The organism is Nostoc sp., assembly GCF_036919495.1.
GTDB lineage: Bacteria > Cyanobacteriota > Cyanobacteriia > Cyanobacteriales > Nostocaceae > Nostoc.
In genome coordinates this window covers 43,684-63,307 of sequence record NZ_JBALBZ010000045.1, presented here as the reverse complement: position 1 = coordinate 63,307, position 19,624 = coordinate 43,684, and the positions used below count along the sequence as shown (strand labels likewise).

Below are 19,624 nucleotides of genomic sequence, written 5' to 3'. Positions count from 1 at the left end.
CAACTGCTTTTGCGTCATGTGTCATATTCTATAATGCCGCGACCTCTAAGATCATAATTTTCTTGCGCTACCCCTACTTATTGAGCCGATACAAAATTTACACAGATAAAATTTTAAAAAAATATCTGGTGTATTTGGGTACAATTACTAAATTGTTACTCATTTATATTAGTAAATGCATTGGTATAAATAAAAATAATTATCAAAACTGTGAGCAGTGAGTAAACTAACCACTGACGGTTATCTCCAGAGTTAATATTCATTGTATTTCCACTGACTACAAATCTGAGATTTTAATTTTTGTCTCAATTCAATATAAAATCTAAAACTTAAAATCCAAAATCAACATGGCAGACCTAACTCCTAATTCTAGTTTTAGTTTGACACTGCGCTTGCAGATTCCCAATCGTATAGGGATGTTGGCATCGATAACCCAGGCGATCGCAACTACTGGCGGTAATCTCGGTCAAATTGATTTAATCGAGCAAACCCGCAAAGAATCCACCCGCGATCTTACCGTTGATGCTGCTAGTACCGAACACGCTGAAACCATTGTGCAAGCGGTCAAAGCATTGCCAGACATCAAATTACTCAGCGTCTACGATCGCACCTTTAATTTGCATCGCGGTGGCAAAATCAGCATTACTAGTAGAATTCCCTTAAAAAGTGTGTCTGATTTAGCAATGGCTTACACACCTGGAGTTGGTCGAATTTGTACAGCGATCGCTCAAGATCCAGAGGAAGTTTACAAATTAACCATCAAACAAAACACTGTTGCCATTGTTACTGATGGTAGTGCCGTTTTGGGATTGGGAAATCTCGGCCCAGCAGCAGCCTTACCAGTCATGGAAGGCAAAGCAATGCTATTCAAGGAATTTGCGGGGCTAGATGCTTTTCCCATTTGTCTGGCTACCCAAAATACGGAAGAAATTATCCAGACAGTCAAGAATATCGCGCCAGTTTTTGGGGGTGTGAATTTAGAGGATATCGCTGCACCTCGCTGCTTTGAAATTGAAAGAAGATTGCGCGAAGAGTTAGATATCCCCGTTTTTCACGATGACCAGCACGGTACAGCAATTGTCACCTTGGCAGCATTGTTTAATTCCCTAAAACTGGTACATAAGTCAATGGCGGAAATTCGCATCGTGATTAATGGTGCTGGGGCGGCGGGAGTAGCGATCGCTCGGTTACTGCGGAAAGCTGGGGCAGAAAAAATCTGGATGTGCGACTCTAAAGGGATTATCTCTACTAGTCGTACCGATTTGACAGAAGAAAAACTCGAATTTGCCGTGAAAGCTCAAGGCACATTAGCGGGTGCAATGCAAGGGGCAGATGTGTTTATTGGAGTCAGCGCACCAGGAGTTTTGACACCAGAAATGGTGCAATCGATGGCGAAAGATCCAATTGTGTTTGCGATGGCAAATCCGATTCCAGAGATTCAGCCAGAATTAATCAGTAAAGATGTGGCTGTGATTGCTACCGGTCGCAGTGATTACCCAAATCAAATCAATAATGTTTTAGCTTTTCCTGGAGTATTCCGTGGTGCTTTAGATTGTCGGGCGCATACAATTACCACCACAATGTACCTAGAAGCCGCAAGTGCGATCGCTTCTTTAGTTAAGCCTTCAGACTTGGATCGGGAACATATTATACCTTCCGTTTTTGATGAGCGCGTCGTCACTGCTGTTGCTGCTGCTGTACAACAAGCAGCACGTCAAGAAGGTATCGCTCGGAATTAATTAAAAGAATAATTCTTGTAATATTCACAAAAGTCTGAGCGCTGGTTTCCAGCCCTCAGAACTTTGAATTATCTGGCCCATTCTTTATTATTTAGACTACAATCAACTGCTCTATCGACTGATAAAGTGAAACAGATGAGAATTGATGTCTAAATTTAATGAAGTACCAAGTTGGAGGCGAGTTTATACAAGAACTGCCGTTGATTTTGGCGGGGCCAATTCTAAAACATACTGAACCGAAGTCAGTGACGGTATGGGTGGCACTAAAACAGTCTTGTCAGGTAGAACTCAAGATTTATGGCACAACAAATGATGGTGAAGTACTAGGAAATTGCTTATTAAATGGGCAACGCTCTACCATCGCTTTGGGCAAGTATCTTCACATTGCCGCTATAACGGCTTGGTCTACAGAGGGGCATTGTTTAACTAGCGATTATATCTATGCATACGACCTCCAATTCACTTTCGCTGACCAAAGCCCGCAAACTCTGCAACAAGCATTATGCTCAAACTCCTCTCCTACAGTCAGCATCAGCTACTTTGAGCATCAAAAACCAACCTTTCTTTTGCCGCCAAACCGTCTGCAAGATTTGCAAATTATTCATGCTTCTTGCCGTAAACCTCACGGTCATGGATTTGACGCACTGCCGATTCTCGACAATTTGATTGAGGCAAAAGCAAATCAACCACAACACCGCCCCCACCAGCTATTCCTCACCGGAGATCAAATTTACGGCGACGATGTAGCAGAACCATCACTGTGGGTTGCCAGTACGCTTGGTGATGCCCTTTTAGGTTGGGAAGAACAACTTCCTGTGAATGGAATATACTACACTCCCCAGCAACTACCCCCTGGAGAGCGGGCTGATGTTGCGACAAATCAAGCTGGATTGACCGCAGGATTACATAATAAAGCTGAGAAAGTTAACAGTCATCTTTTCAGTCTGGGTGAATATTACGCTACTTATTTACTAGCTTGGTCGCCAGTGTGTTGGCCGGCCGCATTTCCCAAAGGACACCAAGTAACGCGCAAGAGCAAAGCTATCAAGAACTGGAACCGACAAGTCCGGCACTTGCGCCAATTCATTTATACCCTTGGGAAAGTGCGCCGCGCCCTTGCCAATATTCCCATGTACACCATCTTTGATGACCATGATGTTACTGATGACTGGAATTTGAACCAAGCTTGGTGTTTGCGAGTGCTAGGGCGTCCCTTGGGGCGAAGAATAGTCCAAAATGCTTTGTTAGCTTACACGGTGTTTCAAGGTTGGGGCAATACGCCTGAGCAATTTGCAGAAGGTAAATCCGGTGAAAAGCTATTGGCGGCTGCACAAGGTTGGTCAGCTTCCCAAGGGAGAGATGCAAAGGCTGATGAGGCGATCGCTCATTATGTAGGTATGCCAGCTAACGATCCCCACACAGACTTACCTATTTTAGTTCGAGATGGTGCAGTGTTCATTCTCGATCGACATCCTGAAGCAATTACTTGGAACTACATAGTTAGAAGCGATCGCCATGAAGTAATTGTGCTGGATACGCGGACTTGGCGGGGTTATCCAGCCGATCAAAAACCAATTGCACCACCGATGCTGCTGTGTCCAAAAGCCTTTGAGCAACAACTAGTTTTACCTTTACAAGAAATAGTTGAACAAACTCAGATTCAAACTACATTTGTGATTGCGCCCACGAATGTATTTGGACTACAAGTGATTGATTGGATTCACCATTGGCACTTACAACAGGAGAAAGTTTTTTCAACCGATGTTGGAGATGCCTGGAACATTAATGTTGAAGCACTGGCGAAATTTCTAACTACTTTATTTGAGGAACGTCAACAAGTCGTTATTCTATCAGGAGATATTCACTACAGTTCTGTTGCTCACTTATCTTATGCACGCACTCATTCCAAATTGCAGTCTGTCTTGGTGCAGTTAACCGCTAGTGCATTGAAGAATGAAGAGATTTTGACGCGGCTAATTCATACACGATTGAAACATTGGCTGCTACCAGAAAAGGTGCGACATTGGATAGGTTGGATTAATCCACCCAATATGGTCGAAATTTCAGATAAACAATTACAGCATAATCGCCAGTTGCTGACTAACTCTGAGTGGCATTGTGTGCTTGAGTGGATACCTCGAAACAGTGTTCAGACTTCTTGCATTGGAGCAGATATATCATCGTTAATAGCTCCCTGGAAACGAGCCAAAAATGCAAAATGGAAATGGTTACAACCCCTGATGTTTTGGAAATTTCGTTGGGTTCAGGAGGGGCGAGAAGTAGTTGGATTTAATAATTTAGGTCTGGTTCACTTTGAATTAGTAGATGAGAGTAATTATTGCAAAGTTATTCAAGATTTGTACTGGTTTTCTTCTTGGTATCCAACCCAAGTTGTTTACAGCCGTTTTGAGAGTCAGTTAACGCCTAATCAGTTATTGTTACGATCATGATCCCGGAAGATCCCCCCAAACTCCCATAAAAAGCTACCATGTATACACAAGTCCATCCAGAGCGAGTTTCCAGCTAAGAAAGATGGATTCAAATTGTCTTAAACCACGGAAAAGGTAGGTATTCTAGGAGGTCAACCAGAGGTATAACCCAAGCGTATTGAGGTATAACCTTTCTGGTGTCCTCGAAGCGTGAATTAAGATTAGATTATCCATAATTTTTGGGCGTTGCTGAATTGAAGTATGAATCTGGATGTAGAGACGTAGCACTGCTAAGTCTCTACAAGGATTTTGGTATTATGCAAAATCATTTTCATACATGGAATTAGCAACGCCAATTTTTACTTCTCAAAAATTCTCTCCACCTACTTTACATCTGACTTGTGTATACATGCTCGAAAAATGGAGAAGGGGGTAGAGGTGGGGTTCTGATGTTTCCAACTAAACTTTTGCTTCCAAAGACTTGAGTAACTCTGTATTCACGCCCGATTCACGAGTCAGGGCAATTTTGCCAGTGCGGGCGACTTCTCTCAAACCAAATTTTTGTAACACCTGCACGATCGCTACCATTTTACCTGGATCTCCTACAACTTCTAAGGTGAGAGAATCTTCTGCCACGTCCACGACTCGCGCCCGGAAAATCTGAGACAGTTCGATCACTTCTGAACGATTGCTGGTACTAGCATTCACCTTCAAAAGCATTAATTCCCGCTCTACACAAGGAGTTTCGGTAATATCCTGTACCTTAAGGACATTGACTAACTTGTATAGTTGCTTGGTGAGTTGCTCGATAACGCGATCGTCACCAGGTACAACCATCGTAATTCGAGAGACTCCTCCTTGTTCAGCAGGGCCAACAGCAAGGCTTTCAATATTAAAGCCGCGACGGGCGAATAAACCAGAAATGCGGGAAAGAACACCCGCCTCATCTTCTACGAGAACTGAAAGGGTATGTTTCATCTTCGCCAACAGAGGCTAGCACAGGATTTGAGGAACGCAGACTCTAGTACCGCTTTGCAGAATTCACTTATTCAATCAAAATTCCTTGAGTTACAAGCTCTTGACATTTTGTAAAATATATGTTTCTTTCTGTCGTAGCGTACTACTGCACTAATTGTCAGTGCGACCTTTTATTGTAAACTCAATAGCTGCACTCATTGCATTCTCTAGAGATAAATAATTGGGCAGAAATCATCCTGTAAGGAGTAAATTGATTGAATACATCTCTTTTCTTTGGCAGATGCGGCATTTTTATGAAGCTTTTATACTCAAATTTGATAAACCGAGGATAGGAGAAAAGTTTTTATGGGTTGGTTACAAAGATTATTTGGGATGGAAAAACCTCAAAATGCCGAAGTAAATCCTACTCCGCAGTCAATAGCGCAAACTCCTAGTACTAGCGCTGCTCCTACAGCTACTCAATCAATCCCCCCAGAACGTCTGGGATTAAGCGGCGAATATGACCAAAGTGGTTTGGCAAAGCGGGTAGCCTTGGCATTTGATGAAGACCCCCAACTCGATGATGTTGATACCCTTTGGGTTGCTCAGACTGGTAGCACTGTAGTGTTAAAAGGTAAAGTTCCCAGTCAAGAAATTCTCAACAAAATGATTTCTGTAGCTCGTTCTGTTAGTGGGGCTACAGATGTTGACACTAACCAAGCCACGATTAGCTAGGTGTTAAGCAATTCAAAATTCAATAGTGACTGCGATCGCACTCATAATATTTAGGGAGTAAGCAACGGTTAGCGATGCCTGCGGCGGGCTACGCCTACGCTAACCCACCCCTCAATCCAATCTAAAATAGCTTGGTTAACTTGTTCAGGACATTCATCATGGGGACAATGACCCACGTCTTCTAAATTTAGCACTTCCAATTTCTCGTTATATTGGGCAAATTGGTTAGCAAGGGCTGGGGGAACAAACCGATCCTTTTGTCCCCAAATTAACAGCATGGGAATTGTTAAGGTTGGTAATACTGTCTTGACACTGGGACTAAAGTTAATACCGATCGCAGCTTTGAACAAAGCACTGAAAGCTCTGGCGGAACCTCTATCTTGGGGAGGCCCCGCTAAAATTTCTATAAGTTCATCGGTAATCGCCTCTGGATTAGCGTAGGCAAGACTAGCCCAACGACGCAGCACCCCAGGACGGCGCACGAAGTTAAATACAGGTTTAAGAATTAACGGCGAAGCGACTATATTTTTAATTGCTCTGACAACTGGTTGCAGTACAGGCGGAATTGCTTCTTGCTCTAGTGAAGGATCGGGTAAACTCATCATCACCATACCCAGCACCATATCGGGGTGAGTGGCGGCGGCAGCCATAGAAATCAGTGAACCGTTGGAATTGCCCACCAAAATTGCTGGTTGACGGATAAATGTTTTCCAGAAATCGTAAACTTGCTCAACCCAGAGTTCGATGCTGTAATTAGCTGCGGCTTTTTCAGAAGCGCCAAAACCTAGCATATCGATGGCATAAACTGTGTGATGCTCACCCAACACTTCTAAATTATGTCGCCAATGACCAATAGAAGCGCCAAAGCCATGTAGCAATATCAGTGGTGTTGTCTTCTGGTGATTTTGGCTAGGGCGAATGTAAGTGTAGCGTGTTTGCCAGCCGCGCCAAACCCAGTCTCTTTGATTACCAACCCGTTCCTGCCAGTGTAATGTTGTGGTCACAGTCTCCTTTAATTCAGCAGCGTGAAAATACTATTATAAAACGTTCTTTAACTGAGACAGAGGTTGGGGGCTATAGGCAGTTACCTATTGTGATGGAATATGTGAAAGAGGTATTTACAGAGGATATTTTAAATAATAACCACAACCTAAAATGCGATCGCTCTATATTCAACTAGAGTTTTTCAGATTTTCCTATAATTGTTGATGGAATAATTTTGTGGTTTTAGATTTATAAAAGTCTTAAAAAATGAGTTGGTTACGCTATTTTATTTGTCTTTAGAGCAAAGCACCACCACAACTAGAACCACATCCAGCAGTACAACCATAGCAATAAGCAGCAGTTTGTATCTCACTAATCAGGTCTAAACTGTCAGCTTCTAAGAGTTTGCTAACCGTCAAAGTTTCACCATTATGATTTTTTGCAGGCAAATTCATCATTTGGTTAAAATCGCAATCATATACATTGCCTAGATAGTCGATTGAAACTTCATCGCGGCACATCAAATGTTCAACTGTGCCAGGATTAAAATGCGACTCTAAAAACTGTAAATAGCTGGTGTACAGTTTTCTTCGTTCTAAATGCATTTTGGTTCTACCAACTGGTAGGTTGGTAATGGTGAAGAGGTTGCTAAACACAATATTAAAATGTTCTTGTAAGAACATTTTGTAATCTCGTTCTAGGTTGGTCTGTTCCGGAGCTAAGGAAAAATTTTCATTTGTGGGTAACTGGGGATTAAATACCAAGTCCAAAATTAAATTTGGCTCTTTACCATAGCCGAGTTGGTTAAGCCACTGCAAAGCTTTGACGGAACTATCAAAAACACCAGCGCCGCGCATTTTATCAACATTATCTGCTAGGTAGCAAGGTAGGGAAGCCACAACTCTTATTTGGTGTTGAGCGAAGTATTCTGGTAAATCAGCAAATCCATCTTCAAAATAAATGGTCAAATTAGACCGGACTATCACCTGCTTATCAGTTGCTCTTGCGGCTTCTACCAATGGCTTAAATCCATAATTCATTTCTGGTGCGCCACCAGTCAAATCTACAATTTTAATTTCGGGGAATTTATGGATTAGCGAAATCAATTGTTCGCAAACTTCAGGAGAAAGTTCTTCTGTACGTTTTGGCCCAGCTTCGACATGACAGTGTGTACAGGCAAGGTTACAACGCTTACCTAGATTAATTTGTAAAACAGTGATCCCCTTTTTTCTAAAAGGAGAATTGAGTTTGTTTTTAAATGGTGTAACTTTAGATTGAGTTTGCATTAATTGCTATTCCTTAAATATGGCAAAAATATATTCAATCAATTTTTCTAACCTTGCAATAATCGGTAGGTTATTGCACTAATAATTGCAGCAGTAGGTAAAGTTAAAATCCACGATAATAGGATCTGATAAAAAACACGCATATTGGCTTTTTTGCTAGTCAATCCTACTCCAAAAATAGAACCAACTGAAACGTGAGTGGTAGAAACCGGAAGCCCAAACTGACTAGCTGCAATTACCAGAATTCCAGTTACTATATTTGCTGATAAGCCTTGAGTATGATTCAATGAGGTAATCTTTTCACTCATGGTTACTGCAACTTTTTGGGAGTTGAGTAAACCGCCAAGTGCCATTGCGATCGCAATCGTGATCATTCCTCCCTGAATCGAAAAATACTCAATAACTAGAATGAGTGAAAAAATCTTGGGAGTATCATTTAATCCTCTAGCAAAACTGACAATTCCAGCGCTGAGAAAATGGCAAGTATCAATTATTTTATGATTAACTGATAGATTCCATTTTGAAATTATATAGTTATATAAACTGAAAATTCCTGCCCCCAAAGGAATAGCAATAATTGGACTGAGTAATAGAGGCAAAATAAAAGAAGTTCCCAAAGCTGCAAAATTAACTTTGAGTCCGATCGCAACTAATCCAGCGCCAACCAGCGCACCCGTTAAACTGTGAGTTGTGGAAATGGGAAACCCCATGAAAGTGGCTATCAGTACAGTTAAACCAGCTGCGATCGCAACTGCCAAATGAAACTCTGGTGAATTAGCGATCGCATCAGGCACTAGTCCTTTACCAGAAAAGTTTTTAATTAGTGTACTTGCCACAAAAGTCGCAGCAACTGCACCAGCAAAAGTTGTAAAAGTTGCCCATAAAATTGCTGTTTGATAGCTACAAGTTCGGCTACCAAACAACGTTGCTACCCCTTTAAAATTATCATTTGCACCATTAGAATATGCTAAAAAAAGCGTAGCGATAAATAAACTAATTAACAGCATTTTGGAGTTTATAAAGAAGAAATCAGAATCCATAATCCAGAATTAAGAATGCAATTTGTAAAATATTCAAATTATGCATTCATACCCCAGTCGTACAGAATAATTCTGTTAGCGGTAGCGGGGCATTTAGCCCATTCTGACCGGAGGCGGAGCGGCTCCGGCTCCGCTCCTGACACCTGAATTCTTTTTTACAAAATTAACAGCAACCACCACCGCTATAGTGCCAGGTTGAATTGGTCACAATTATTTCTGCTGGCTTAATAGCCGCAAGTTTAGCAGCAGTTTTATCACACACTGCGGCCGGAATCCCCCGTTGGAGTATATGACCTGCTGAATCGTCGAAAAAGGGTTCTAAGCCAGCATAAACTGCTGTTTTTCCTGTAAAGATACAAGCACCATCTTCTGGAATAGCAACTTTAAAGGAAACAGAATCCAGACTTTCTAAAAGTAGGTGTTCTTCTAAATTATAAGTTTGGGAATCTAGTAGACGGTAAGGACGACGGGCGCGAATTTCAACTTGACCAAAGCCAGCATTTGTAATCCTTTCAGTATACTGTTGATATGTGAGTGCGCCTGATAAACACATGGCTCTTAGTCGGTCATCTTGTTGAAGATGTACTGGAATTTCACTAGTAGCAATTGGATCGCTCATCTGCAAACGTCCGCCTGGTTTTAATACCCGATAGGCTTCTTTTAAAGCACGGGTTAAATCTTCTGGCTCAAAGATGTTGAAAAGGCAATTTTGCGCCACGATATCGACGCGAAGATCAGCAACAGGTAAGTTAAAAGCATCACCTTCGCGGATTTCTACAAAGCTGGTGTCAAACCACGGGTTTTCTTGAGCAGCAATTTCCAGATTGCGTGCAGCTGCTTCCCGCATGGCTCCAACCGGTTCAACGGCAATTACAGCACCTGCATGGCGGGAAAAATAAGCGAATTGCAACGCTTCTAAGCCGCCGCCAACACCAACATACAGCACGGTAGGTTGGTTTCCTAGTTCAGTGGGGTGAACAGTGGTGCCACAACCATAGTTCATTTCCTGCATTGGTAAAGGAATTTTCAATCCTGGTAGTTGCAGGGGTGTACTTTGCACACAACAAAGTCCAACTTGCGGAGTTTCGGCAACTTCGCGGTAGAATTGCGCTGCTGTTTCTAGATAGGTCATGCAGTTTTAGATTTTAGATGATGACAGCTTTGTGCATCCTAATATAATTAACCCTGAGTTGGATGAGTTTTTACTCAGATGGCCAAAAACCCCAAATCTTCCTAGAATAGAAAATTTTGGGGTTTTACCGTTATTTCACACTGGATAGGGGATGAGGAAGTAGGGGGAGATGAGGGAGATGAGGGACAAGAATTAATAACCAATTCCCAATTCCCCATCCCAAATTCAATCATGCAATGTGTAGCCGACACCACTCACAGTTTGAATGAGGCACTTTTCGTTATTGGCTTCAAGTTTCAGCCGTAGGTAGCGCATCTGAAGTTCGATGATGTTGGCATCACCCATGAAGCCGTAACCCCAGACTTCCTCTAAAATGCGATCGCAGGTAATTACCTGTCGCGGATGGGCCAGTAAATATTCTAGTAAATCAAATTCCTTAGCAGTTAACTCAATTAACCTCCGATCTCGGTACACTTGGCGGGTGCGACGATTTAAAGTCAGGTCTTTAAATTCTAAGACATCTACGCTGTCTAGTAGCTGGCTTCTTCGTAAGTGAGCGCCGACTCTGGCTAATAATTCATCAACGCTGAAGGGTTTAACGAGGTAATCATCAGCACCAGCATCTAAGCCTACAATGCGATCGCTCACTTCGTCTTTGACGGTTAATAAGATTATCGGCACTTTCTCAGCAATACTTCGCAAGCGGCGGCAAATTTCCAACCCCGATAAACCAGGCAACATCCAGTCTAAAATTACTAAATCTAGATGTAACTTACGCGCTGCGGTAAGTGCAGTTAATCCATCGTAGGCAATACTGACTTGATAGCCTTCATAATTCAATTCCAATTCGACAAATCGTGCCAGTTTGACTTCATCTTCAACCAGTAAGATGTGCGTCATGATAATGTTAATGATTTCAGCAGGATACGGTAAGCAAAAATACTGTCTGGAAACACTGTCTTCGTGGTGTCAGCTACTTAAATAGCCAAACATCTAAATTGGGTGTACGTTAGCTTAGTATAAACCTGAGTAAGTAACAACCGTAAATCTACAATTACCGATCGCTGCTTGATCAAATAACGATCCAACTGGCTATTAGCAATAGACTGTGACATCTTCACCGCATTCATCGGCAAGATAACAGAGCGCTTTAAAACGCAAACCAACCACTTCCTCGTATAGGGGATTTAATTTACACATTGGAGGAATGTGAAACAGCTTCCGGCTAAAAAGCGTAATGTCTCGCTCAAAGGGACACTGGGCAGGAATAGCTTTGCACAAGAAATGAGCCAATTTGGAGTTATGAATTTCTATCGTTTCCAACCACTGGCGGACTGGATGGAGTAAATCATTGTATAACCGGGTTTGAATAAAACTTGTCATAAATTTTCACCTTAATAATTTCAAACTAGATCAGTTGGTTGTATTTGAACCTCTATAAATACATACGGTTAGGTTCTATAGTTTTATGCACTGATTGCTCGTTTTTTAGTTCTCTACACAGATAGAATGAATCTCTAGGCACACTGTTAACTACAGATTCAATTGCCAAAATTTCGGATGATTTGCCAAGATGAGCATACTAGATATTGTCGGACTGCAAAACTATAGTTAACCAACTTATTTGAGGCGCAGCTACTTACCCTAAAAAGCATTCAGCTTCAGGTGAACTGCGAAAACTAATGACTAATGACTTTTTTAGTAACAAAAAGTTCCTTTTTGACCGATGGGCACCAAGTTATGACTGGCTCTTTCCTTCAGTGTTTTATCGAGCCGTTCACAAACGGTTGCTGGAGTACGTGGATTTACCAGAGTCAGCAAATGTACTTGATATCGGCTGTGGTACTGGACGCTTACTTGAGCGCCTTGCTATTCAGTTTCCCGACCTGCAAGCGATCGGATTGGATCTATCTGCTAATATGTTGCGGGTAGCCAGACAGAGTAACCGCCACCGTCCACGCTTAATTTATGTCGAGGGCAAAGCTGAGTCTCTTCCGTTTGCTGATGGTCAATTTGATGCTGTTTTCAGCACTATCAGCTTTTTGCACTATTTGGAACCTAAACAGGTGCTTAGTGAGATAGCACGGGTACTTTCTCCCGGTGGACGCTTCTACTTGGTTGATTTTACCTCCATAAAAGAGACAGAACCTCAATTATTACCAGTTTCTCCCCTTGGAATTAGACTCTACAGCCCTAATCAACGTCAACTTCTTGGCTCCTCGGCTGGGTTATTGTGTTTGAATCACCACTATTTACTAGGGCCTGTGTTGCTAACAGTTTTTGCTAAACCTCAGATTTGAAAAGCTAGGCTTTTAGCGTCTTATAGAGAGCGTCATTACGAATTACGTTAGCGAGTCTTCGTTCGCTTTTAGCGTCTCGTAGAGAGCGTCATTACGAATTACAAATTACCTTGATGTTCCATAAACACCACAGGAACTCTGAACAGCCTTTTAGCTAATTGCGAAAATCTAAATTTCCCCTTGAGCGAAGACTTACCTCTTGTTTTGGGGAATTCTGGCAAGTCTTCAAAAGATATTGGCACAAAACCAAAGCGACTGTAAAACTGCACCAATCGTTCACCTAAACATTCAAGATAAAGTGGTTGCGTTGCTGTATTAATCAAATGCTGCGTTAGCAAAGTACCCAAACCGCTACCTCTCCAAGGTGATACAACGACCAAACTACCAAGTTCTTGTGCCCCTGAGAAATTACGTAGCTGTCCACAAGCTACCAGATTGCGTAGGCTTTGCCCGCCGTAGGTATCGCATTCAACTACCCAAAATTGCTGCCAATTTAATTGGGTTGGGTCGAGTTTCGCTGAAAATACCAGCAATCGAATCGACCACTGATCCCCAGAGGTTGCCTTGCGAAGCATACACCCAGATGGTAACGATAGATTGCTTTGATTCATTAATTACACTTTGATAATTTGTATCACAATATCTTATGCACCTAGTACAGGTCGGCGGCAATAAACCTTCCTTAACCATAGAAAGCGCTGTAAGGTTAAAAAACTCTACATTTATGGATTTTTATCAGTATACATGAGTAGTACTAAACAATACTTTCGATAGAGGTAGAAATCAGCCATAACTATATCTGGATAGATGCACTCACGCTGTTAATCTTCTTAAGATAATACCAACAATAAAATTATTAGGAATGTAATAATGTCTGAACCACAAAAAGCTGGTAGCCAAGAAAATACACCCGGTTCTTCTGGTAGTTACGAAACCACTCTTGACGAAAGTAAGCGCAAAACTGGCGATAATGAAAAGAGCGATGCTAAACCCACTGCTACACCAGAAGCACCAGAAAATGATTCTGTAGCAGGTAGCCCCAATCAGGGAACTGAGTCACGTTAATTGGTTTGAAGTTTGCCAAGTTTCAATAATCTACTTGGGTTTTTCTAGTAAACCCGATTTACTAAACTTTGAGTGGATAATTGTGGTTTATATCACGATTATCCACTCATTTTTGTTGTGGAGAAATCGTTGCAGGAGTGGGATCTGGTGTGATAAGTGCGTAGGCGCAGCCCACCATAGGCTATCGCTTTAGTACAATATCTGAAGTTTGTCAGCATAACGTTAAGAAAAAATCATCTATCCTTAGAAATCTGCTAAACTTCACGATTCTTAATCATGCCAGCTTACTCCTGTGGCTGACAGAAGTCACACAATCCAATAGGCTGATCTTAAAGTGATAATTTTTCACAAAGCTCATCTGCACCAAAAGGCAGGCTTCGTTGTCCAGCACTTTTGGATTCTTGCCTATCCTCTCTTATCACTTAGCCCTTAATAGTTACTTACACAGAAAATGCCCCTTAAAATCGTCCAGAACTTTGATAGCAGTTTCACACTTGAAGCACAAGCTCAAGAAACTCTATTCAATTTATTAACCAGCGAGGCTTTCTTAAACCAAATTCGTCAACAGTTAGAGTGTGAGCAAGTTAAATTTACAGAATTACTTTTTCAACCAGTTCCTTACAGCTTAACTACCACTAAAGGAATGCCAGCAGAATTTGAAAAGTATCATGAATCTGATGAATATGCCATTATCAACGTACCACCAAATTTTATGTTTAGTGCTAAGATTTTTAAACCCAGTCGCCTTTGTGCAATCTACCAAAAAGTGGATAAAGGGTAATTCTAAAGATAGTTTTTCCTTAATTAACAATTCTGAATTTTGCAGGCAAATAGTAAGTTTAATATTTGATCTATGGCTCTTGAAACGAATCTTTCTTCTTTGGCAGCTCTAGAATACATTCCTTACATTGATGATCGCGGCCAATTACCCGAACAATTTCAAGGTAAAATCGGGGTATATGCTATCTTTGACCAAGAAAAAGTGCTGCAATTTGTAGGATATTCCCGTGATGTTTATCTCAGCCTCAAACAGCATTTAGTCCGTCAGCCACAGCAATGCTATTGGGTCAAAGTTCAAACTATAGAACGCCCTAGCCGCACAATTTTAGAAAATACTGAAAATGCTTGGATTGCGGAAAATGCTAGTGTCCCTTGGGGAAATGGGGATCAAAAGGAAAAATGGACTCATCCCATTGATGTCAAAGTCGTAATGACACCTGAAGAACAGGCAAAATATCAACATCCAGCTAATGATGAATTAGCACAAATAAAAATTCTTAAAAATGTGGCGCGGAGAGTAGAAGCAGAAATTTCAACCCATTTATTAGAAGTGCGTGGTTTGCAAATGCAAATTCGCTTCAATCCGAAATTGAAAGAAGAAGGTTTACTAGATTTGAAATGAAGATAGTTTTGGGGAAAACTATCTTATGAATGTTGCTTGTAATTTCCCATGACAATACAGCTGCTGAACGATCGCTATCAAGTTATCCGCACACTGGGCGCTGGTGGGTTTGGTGAAACCTATCTAGCAGAAGATACCTATATGCCCTCAAAGCGCCGTTGTGTGGTTAAACAGCTAAGACCGATTCACAACAATCCCCAAATTTACCAGTTAGTACAAGAGAGGTTTCAACGCGAAGCAGCTATTCTAGAAGAACTCGGTGGCGCAAATGACCAAATTCCAGCATTGTATGCCTACTTCTCTTCAGGCGGACAATTTTACTTAGTTCAAGAGTGGATTGAAGGCGATACCCTAACTGCAAAAGTTCAAACGCAGGGGCTATTTAGTGAAGGCGCCATCCAGGAATTATTCATAAATTTATTACCTGTCCTGGATTACGTTCACTCTAAGCATATCGTTCACCGCGATATTAAACCGGATAACATTATTGTGCGTTATCGGGACGGTAAACCAGTTCTGATTGATTTTGGCGCTATCCGCGAGTCGATGGGAACAGTAGTAAATTCTCAAGGCAATCCTACCAGTTCGATAGTGATTGGTACACCTGGCTATATGCCGAGTGAACAAGCCGCAGGTAGACCGGTTTATTCGAGTGATTTATACAGTTTAGGAATGACGGCAATTTATTTGCTGACTGGTAAACAGGCGCAACAACTAGAAACGGATTCCCAGACGGGTGAAATTGTCTGGCGACAGTACGCGAGTCATGTTAGCCCAATTATGGCAGGAGTAATCGATAAAGCGATCGCATATCATCCACGCGATCGCTATCCTACAGCCAGAGCAATGCTGGATACTTTGCAGAGCATAGCAAATCCAATTCTACCGACGCAACCCCTCTTAACTCAACCGATAGTCTCTGCACCGCCACCTCAAACAGTACCTGTAAAACCACAGCCTACCCCTCAAAGTAATAGTCAGAATAATATCCTCATCAGCAGTTTGATTGCAGGTGGGCTAATCGGTGCATCTGTGATTATTAGCCAAGTGTTACCAAAATCTTCTCAATCTACAGCAGATAAAACGGTATTACCTTCACAAACGCCGTCAACTGGCACAAGCCCCGTGATAGAAACTCCTAAATTTATACCAACCACCCCATCTCCAACTCAATCTACATCTTCGGTAAAGACAATATCGCCAGATGCTACCACGGCTGTCAGTACTTATTTCTGGCTTTCCCAAAGACTTATAACTGATACAGATTTGGATGGGAAAGACGGTTTTGAACTAGATATTATGCGAAATTCGATTTTTGCTAGTCACGGTCGCCGTTTTGATACTCCTGAAATACAAGATTACTTTAATAAGCAACCTTGGTATCGCCCTATATATTCACCAAAAGCATTTCCACCTAAATTGCTGTCAAAATTAGAGCAACAGAATGTAGAGTATATCAGCAAATATCAAGATCGTTACGGCTTGAGATATTTTAAGAAATAAGATTTTTGTTATTATACCATTTTTTTGTAATTAAACCATTTCACAAAATATCTGATATATATATAACGGTTCTCCTTTGCATAAACTACTTTTTTAAACCTCACCCCTAACCCGTCTCCTTAGTAATGAGAGGGAAGTATTTGCAGACCTCAAATACGGGATGAGGTTCAGACTGTATTGCGCCCAAGTGAGAACTGCTATATTGCTAGGGGCATACTGCTCTACGTCCTTACACGCGATGCATTTATTGCAAAATATTCTTGTAAATGTTATAAGTTCTAAGTATATTAGCTTGGACTTATCAAAGAGTTTCTTGCTACTTATTAGATAATATCTAGGCTAGCTAGTGTAACATACCAGACAGATTACTAGATATTGAATAGCTTAAAATTAGAGGCTAATCCTAGCGAAGTCTATATGGAGTTAGAGCTAAACTGTTATTTTCTTACCCAAAGTCCATCTCTAGATACTAGGCAGTTTGAGAACCAGGCATTTATATCTAATATATAAGATTGCTATCTCGGATATTAGCAATCCATAAGTTAAAGAAATGCCATTTTTATATTTTCTTTGTTATTTTGTATTTAACGGGACAGTTCTTCCTGATTTGGTGGGCTTAAATAACAATTAGTTAAACAATTTCCCCCCAAAGATGCATGTAAATTATTTGCCTTGTGCTTTTTTTACTGGCTAATTTACAAGCATAATGCAAATTGGTTAACAGATTACATGTTAATATTCCCAATCGGCAAATAGTTCATCTACACAAGGAAAACCTTGCCTACTACTATGCTTAAAACAATTAATCAGCGTATTTTTCTGCCTGCTTTTGTTAGCCCTTTAGAAGAAAAGAATCAAAAAGGTAATAAAAAGCAATTTGCTAGACCTAAATTAGATTTACTGCAACCATTACGTCAATGGGTGGATAAAATTGACGTTCAGAATCGTAAATTAGCCAAACTTATTGCTAAAGTGATCCCTGCCCAATGTCCATTTGAGCGCGATCTCATGCTTTTTGGTCGCAAAATAGGGCATATTCCGCCAATGTGCAAACTTAATCCGCTTTATAACGAACTTGTCTACTTGCGTTTTCGTGCTTTGTGTTATTTAGTAGATCAGTGTGGAGAAGATATTCAATCCTACTGCTGAACATAACTAGATAAAACACAATATGGAAATTAAAATTGAGCATCAACCCAAGCAGGAACGCCTCAATGAATTGGGTGTCTCTAAATGGGGAATTTGGCAAAAGGAAGTTTCAAAATTTCCTTGGACTTATGATTCTCAAGAAACTTGCTACTTTTTGGAAGGTGATGTTCTTGTTACTCCTGATGATGGACAGCCAGTGCAAATGGGTAAAGGCGATTTAGTGACTTTTCCTGCTGGCATGTCCTGCACCTGGGAAATTACAAACGATGTGAAAAAACATTATTACTTTGATTAGTCAACAGAAAAGATTGATCCCCGTTGTCTAGTTGATGATCCACAATACTAACGTCTTAAAACTCAATTTGGATTTCTACTATAAGGGGGTTCGCAACGAGTGTCATAGGATAAAGTTGCAGAATCGGTAAATTGCTTATATCCATATCTCTCAAAACTTGTTGCGACTCCATCCCCTAAACAATATTCATAGAAATAAATAGTTTCATTCCCTCCAAATTTGGCAGAAAGTTCTTGCCAGGTTGGTGGCTGATAACTAAAAATATAGTTGTAAAATTTTGCTGCCTCAGCTTGATCGTAATTAGAACTTCCTTGGTATTGAGAAAAATTACCGTTGAAATTTAGCTTGATATATTTGACCTGATTGTTCACAAAAACGATCGAGAAATTGCTTTTAGGAAACTGACGAAATAGCCGCCGAAAGCTTTGTGGAGCATAGATATAGCTAACGGTATCGCCATTGGTTTGTTTGGTAATATAACGGCCAAAATAAGGCTCGATTCTTTGAGGCGTTTGATTGAAAACATAGCGTCCCGCCATAGCAGAAGGGCTATAAATACTGTTGATGAGCAAAAATATTCCAGTTAATGCGATAAAAGTTTGCCAGAGATGATGGAATTTCATAGCGTCGCCACCACAGAAAATCTAGAGAGTTCATAATCATGGTAGTGGGAGTTTAGTAGAGAAAGGTTTCGTCCCACCGCAATTTTATTGAGGAAAATCATCAAAAATGTTACTGCATTTAAGTACTTGGCAAGAAGTCGAAGCTTATTTACAGCAGTCAAAGGGGATTATTTTCCCTATTGGTTCCACTGAACAACATGGGCCAACTGGGTTAATTGGCACTGATGCCATTTGTGCAGAAGCGATCGCATCTGGTGTAGGTGATGCAACGAGTGCGATCGTTGGCCCTACAATCAATGTGGGCATGGCACTGCATCATACTGCTTTTCCTGGCTCAATCAGTCTACGTCCCAGCACTTTAATTCAAGTAGTCCGAGATTATGTAACTTGTTTAGCCAAAGCTGGTTTTAGCAAGTTCTACTTTATTAACGGACATGGTGGTAATATCGCCACCCTGAAAGCTGCTTTTTCCGAAACTTACGCGCATTTAGAAGATTTGCAGATTCCTAATGCTCAACAGGTGCAATGTCAAGTGGCAAACTGGTTTATGTGCGGTTCTGTATATAAGCTAGCTAAAGAATTATATGGGGATCAAGAAGGTTCTCATGCAACGCCAAGTGAAGTAGCACTCACCCAGTATGTTTATCCAAATGCGATTAAGCAAGCGTATCTTTCACCAGAAGTTGCAAGCGGACATCGGATTTATAGCGCTGCTGACTTTCGAGTGCGTTATCCAGATGGACGTATGGGATCAAATCCGGCTTTAGCAACGCCTGAACACGGTAAGCAATTTTATGATTTGGCGGTGAAAGAACTTAGCAGTGGGTATTTGGAATTTGTGAACGCACAATAAAAGTCATGGAAAGACGCTGTAGAGATGCGAGTAAAATTGCGTCTCTGCACAAAACATCTTGAGAATAATTATTTGATAACTCTTGCGGCTTGCAATTCTCACAAATCAAATTGGATTATTAAATACAAGTAG

The 19,624-nt window shown here is 41.1% G+C and carries 20 protein-coding genes; 11 read left to right on the top strand and 9 right to left on the bottom strand.

Annotated features, from left to right (window positions below; genetic code table 11):
* Positions 1–347 precede the first annotated feature (347 nt).
* Both V7K25_RS05810 and V7K25_RS05805 read left to right on the top strand, forming a co-directional pair.
* Positions 348–1,739: a malic enzyme-like NAD(P)-binding protein gene (locus tag V7K25_RS05810; RefSeq protein ID WP_335155914.1), complete on the top strand. Its 1,392-nt coding sequence runs from the start codon at positions 348–350 to the stop codon at positions 1,737–1,739.
* A 158-nt stretch (positions 1,740–1,897) separates the two neighbouring features.
* Positions 1,898–4,189, top strand: a complete 2,292-nt coding sequence (locus tag V7K25_RS05805; protein ID WP_335155912.1) for a PhoD-like phosphatase — start codon at positions 1,898–1,900, stop codon at positions 4,187–4,189.
* A 438-nt stretch (positions 4,190–4,627) separates the two neighbouring features.
* On the opposite strand, the gene ilvN is transcribed toward V7K25_RS05805, so the two are convergent.
* Positions 4,628–5,146, bottom strand: a complete 519-nt coding sequence (ilvN, locus tag V7K25_RS05800) for an acetolactate synthase small subunit (protein WP_109010042.1) — start codon at positions 5,144–5,146, stop codon at positions 4,628–4,630.
* A 345-nt stretch (positions 5,147–5,491) separates the two neighbouring features.
* Between ilvN and V7K25_RS05795 the strand changes: the two genes are divergently transcribed.
* Positions 5,492–5,860, top strand: a complete 369-nt coding sequence (locus V7K25_RS05795) for a BON domain-containing protein (RefSeq protein WP_335155910.1) — start codon at positions 5,492–5,494, stop codon at positions 5,858–5,860.
* Between the two features lie 68 nt (positions 5,861–5,928).
* Here the strand turns inward: V7K25_RS05795 and V7K25_RS05790 are convergent, their stop codons facing one another.
* From V7K25_RS05790 to V7K25_RS05765, 6 genes are all read right to left on the bottom strand, one after another.
* Positions 5,929–6,864 (bottom strand): alpha/beta fold hydrolase, encoded by a 936-nt coding sequence (locus tag V7K25_RS05790; RefSeq protein WP_335155908.1) that lies wholly within the window; start codon positions 6,862–6,864, stop codon positions 5,929–5,931.
* A gap of 276 nt (positions 6,865–7,140) precedes the next feature.
* Complete coding sequence (gene arsS / locus V7K25_RS05785) at positions 7,141–8,130, bottom strand: arsenosugar biosynthesis radical SAM (seleno)protein ArsS (RefSeq protein WP_335155906.1); 990 nt, start codon at positions 8,128–8,130, stop codon at positions 7,141–7,143.
* Positions 8,131–8,177: 47 nt separating this feature from the next.
* On the bottom strand, positions 8,178–9,137 hold the full coding sequence (locus tag V7K25_RS05780) for an inorganic phosphate transporter (protein WP_335155904.1): 960 nt from the start codon (positions 9,135–9,137) through the stop codon (positions 8,178–8,180).
* Positions 9,138–9,333: 196 nt separating this feature from the next.
* Entirely contained in the window at positions 9,334–10,302 is a 969-nt protein-coding gene (arsM, locus tag V7K25_RS05775) for an arsenosugar biosynthesis arsenite methyltransferase ArsM (protein WP_335155902.1), read from the bottom strand.
* Positions 10,303–10,527: 225 nt separating this feature from the next.
* Positions 10,528–11,202 (bottom strand): response regulator transcription factor, encoded by a 675-nt coding sequence (locus tag V7K25_RS05770; protein WP_335155900.1) that lies wholly within the window; start codon positions 11,200–11,202, stop codon positions 10,528–10,530.
* A gap of 195 nt (positions 11,203–11,397) precedes the next feature.
* Positions 11,398–11,685, bottom strand: a complete 288-nt coding sequence (locus V7K25_RS05765) for a Mo-dependent nitrogenase C-terminal domain-containing protein (RefSeq protein WP_335155898.1) — start codon at positions 11,683–11,685, stop codon at positions 11,398–11,400.
* A 299-nt stretch (positions 11,686–11,984) separates the two neighbouring features.
* Between V7K25_RS05765 and V7K25_RS05760 the strand changes: the two genes are divergently transcribed.
* Entirely contained in the window at positions 11,985–12,602 is a 618-nt protein-coding gene (locus V7K25_RS05760; RefSeq protein WP_335155896.1) for a class I SAM-dependent methyltransferase, read from the top strand.
* 98 nt (positions 12,603–12,700) lie between these two features.
* On the opposite strand, the gene V7K25_RS05755 is transcribed toward V7K25_RS05760, so the two are convergent.
* Complete coding sequence (locus tag V7K25_RS05755) at positions 12,701–13,213, bottom strand: GNAT family N-acetyltransferase (RefSeq protein WP_335155894.1); 513 nt, start codon at positions 13,211–13,213, stop codon at positions 12,701–12,703.
* 259 nt (positions 13,214–13,472) lie between these two features.
* Between V7K25_RS05755 and V7K25_RS05750 the strand changes: the two genes are divergently transcribed.
* The 6 genes from V7K25_RS05750 to V7K25_RS05725 all read left to right on the top strand — a co-directional run bounded on the left by V7K25_RS05750 (position 13,473) and on the right by V7K25_RS05725 (position 18,016).
* Entirely contained in the window at positions 13,473–13,667 is a 195-nt protein-coding gene (locus V7K25_RS05750) for a hypothetical protein (protein ID WP_335155892.1), read from the top strand.
* Between the two features lie 451 nt (positions 13,668–14,118).
* Complete coding sequence (locus V7K25_RS05745) at positions 14,119–14,448, top strand: hypothetical protein (RefSeq protein ID WP_335155890.1); 330 nt, start codon at positions 14,119–14,121, stop codon at positions 14,446–14,448.
* Positions 14,449–14,520: 72 nt separating this feature from the next.
* Complete coding sequence (locus tag V7K25_RS05740; RefSeq protein WP_335155888.1) at positions 14,521–15,069, top strand: GIY-YIG nuclease family protein; 549 nt, start codon at positions 14,521–14,523, stop codon at positions 15,067–15,069.
* Between the two features lie 48 nt (positions 15,070–15,117).
* A complete protein-coding gene (locus V7K25_RS05735) occupies positions 15,118–16,572 on the top strand; it encodes a protein kinase domain-containing protein (protein WP_335155886.1) in 1,455 nt (484 codons plus the stop codon).
* 789 nt (positions 16,573–17,361) lie between these two features.
* Positions 17,362–17,721, top strand: coding sequence for a Mo-dependent nitrogenase C-terminal domain-containing protein (locus tag V7K25_RS05730; protein ID WP_335155884.1), 360 nt, complete (start codon positions 17,362–17,364; stop codon positions 17,719–17,721).
* 22 nt (positions 17,722–17,743) lie between these two features.
* Positions 17,744–18,016 (top strand): cupin domain-containing protein, encoded by a 273-nt coding sequence (locus tag V7K25_RS05725; RefSeq protein ID WP_335155882.1) that lies wholly within the window; start codon positions 17,744–17,746, stop codon positions 18,014–18,016.
* Between the two features lie 62 nt (positions 18,017–18,078).
* Here V7K25_RS05725 and V7K25_RS05720 read toward each other — a convergent pair whose 3' ends face one another.
* Positions 18,079–18,639 carry a hypothetical protein gene (locus tag V7K25_RS05720; protein ID WP_335155880.1) on the bottom strand — a complete coding sequence of 187 codons (561 nt, stop codon included), beginning with the start codon at positions 18,637–18,639 and terminating at the stop codon, positions 18,079–18,081.
* Positions 18,640–18,745: 106 nt separating this feature from the next.
* Here V7K25_RS05720 and V7K25_RS05715 point away from each other — a divergent pair, with 106 nt between their 5' ends.
* On the top strand, positions 18,746–19,492 hold the full coding sequence (locus V7K25_RS05715) for a creatininase family protein (RefSeq protein ID WP_335155878.1): 747 nt from the start codon (positions 18,746–18,748) through the stop codon (positions 19,490–19,492).
* Positions 19,493–19,624: the final 132 nt, after the last annotated feature.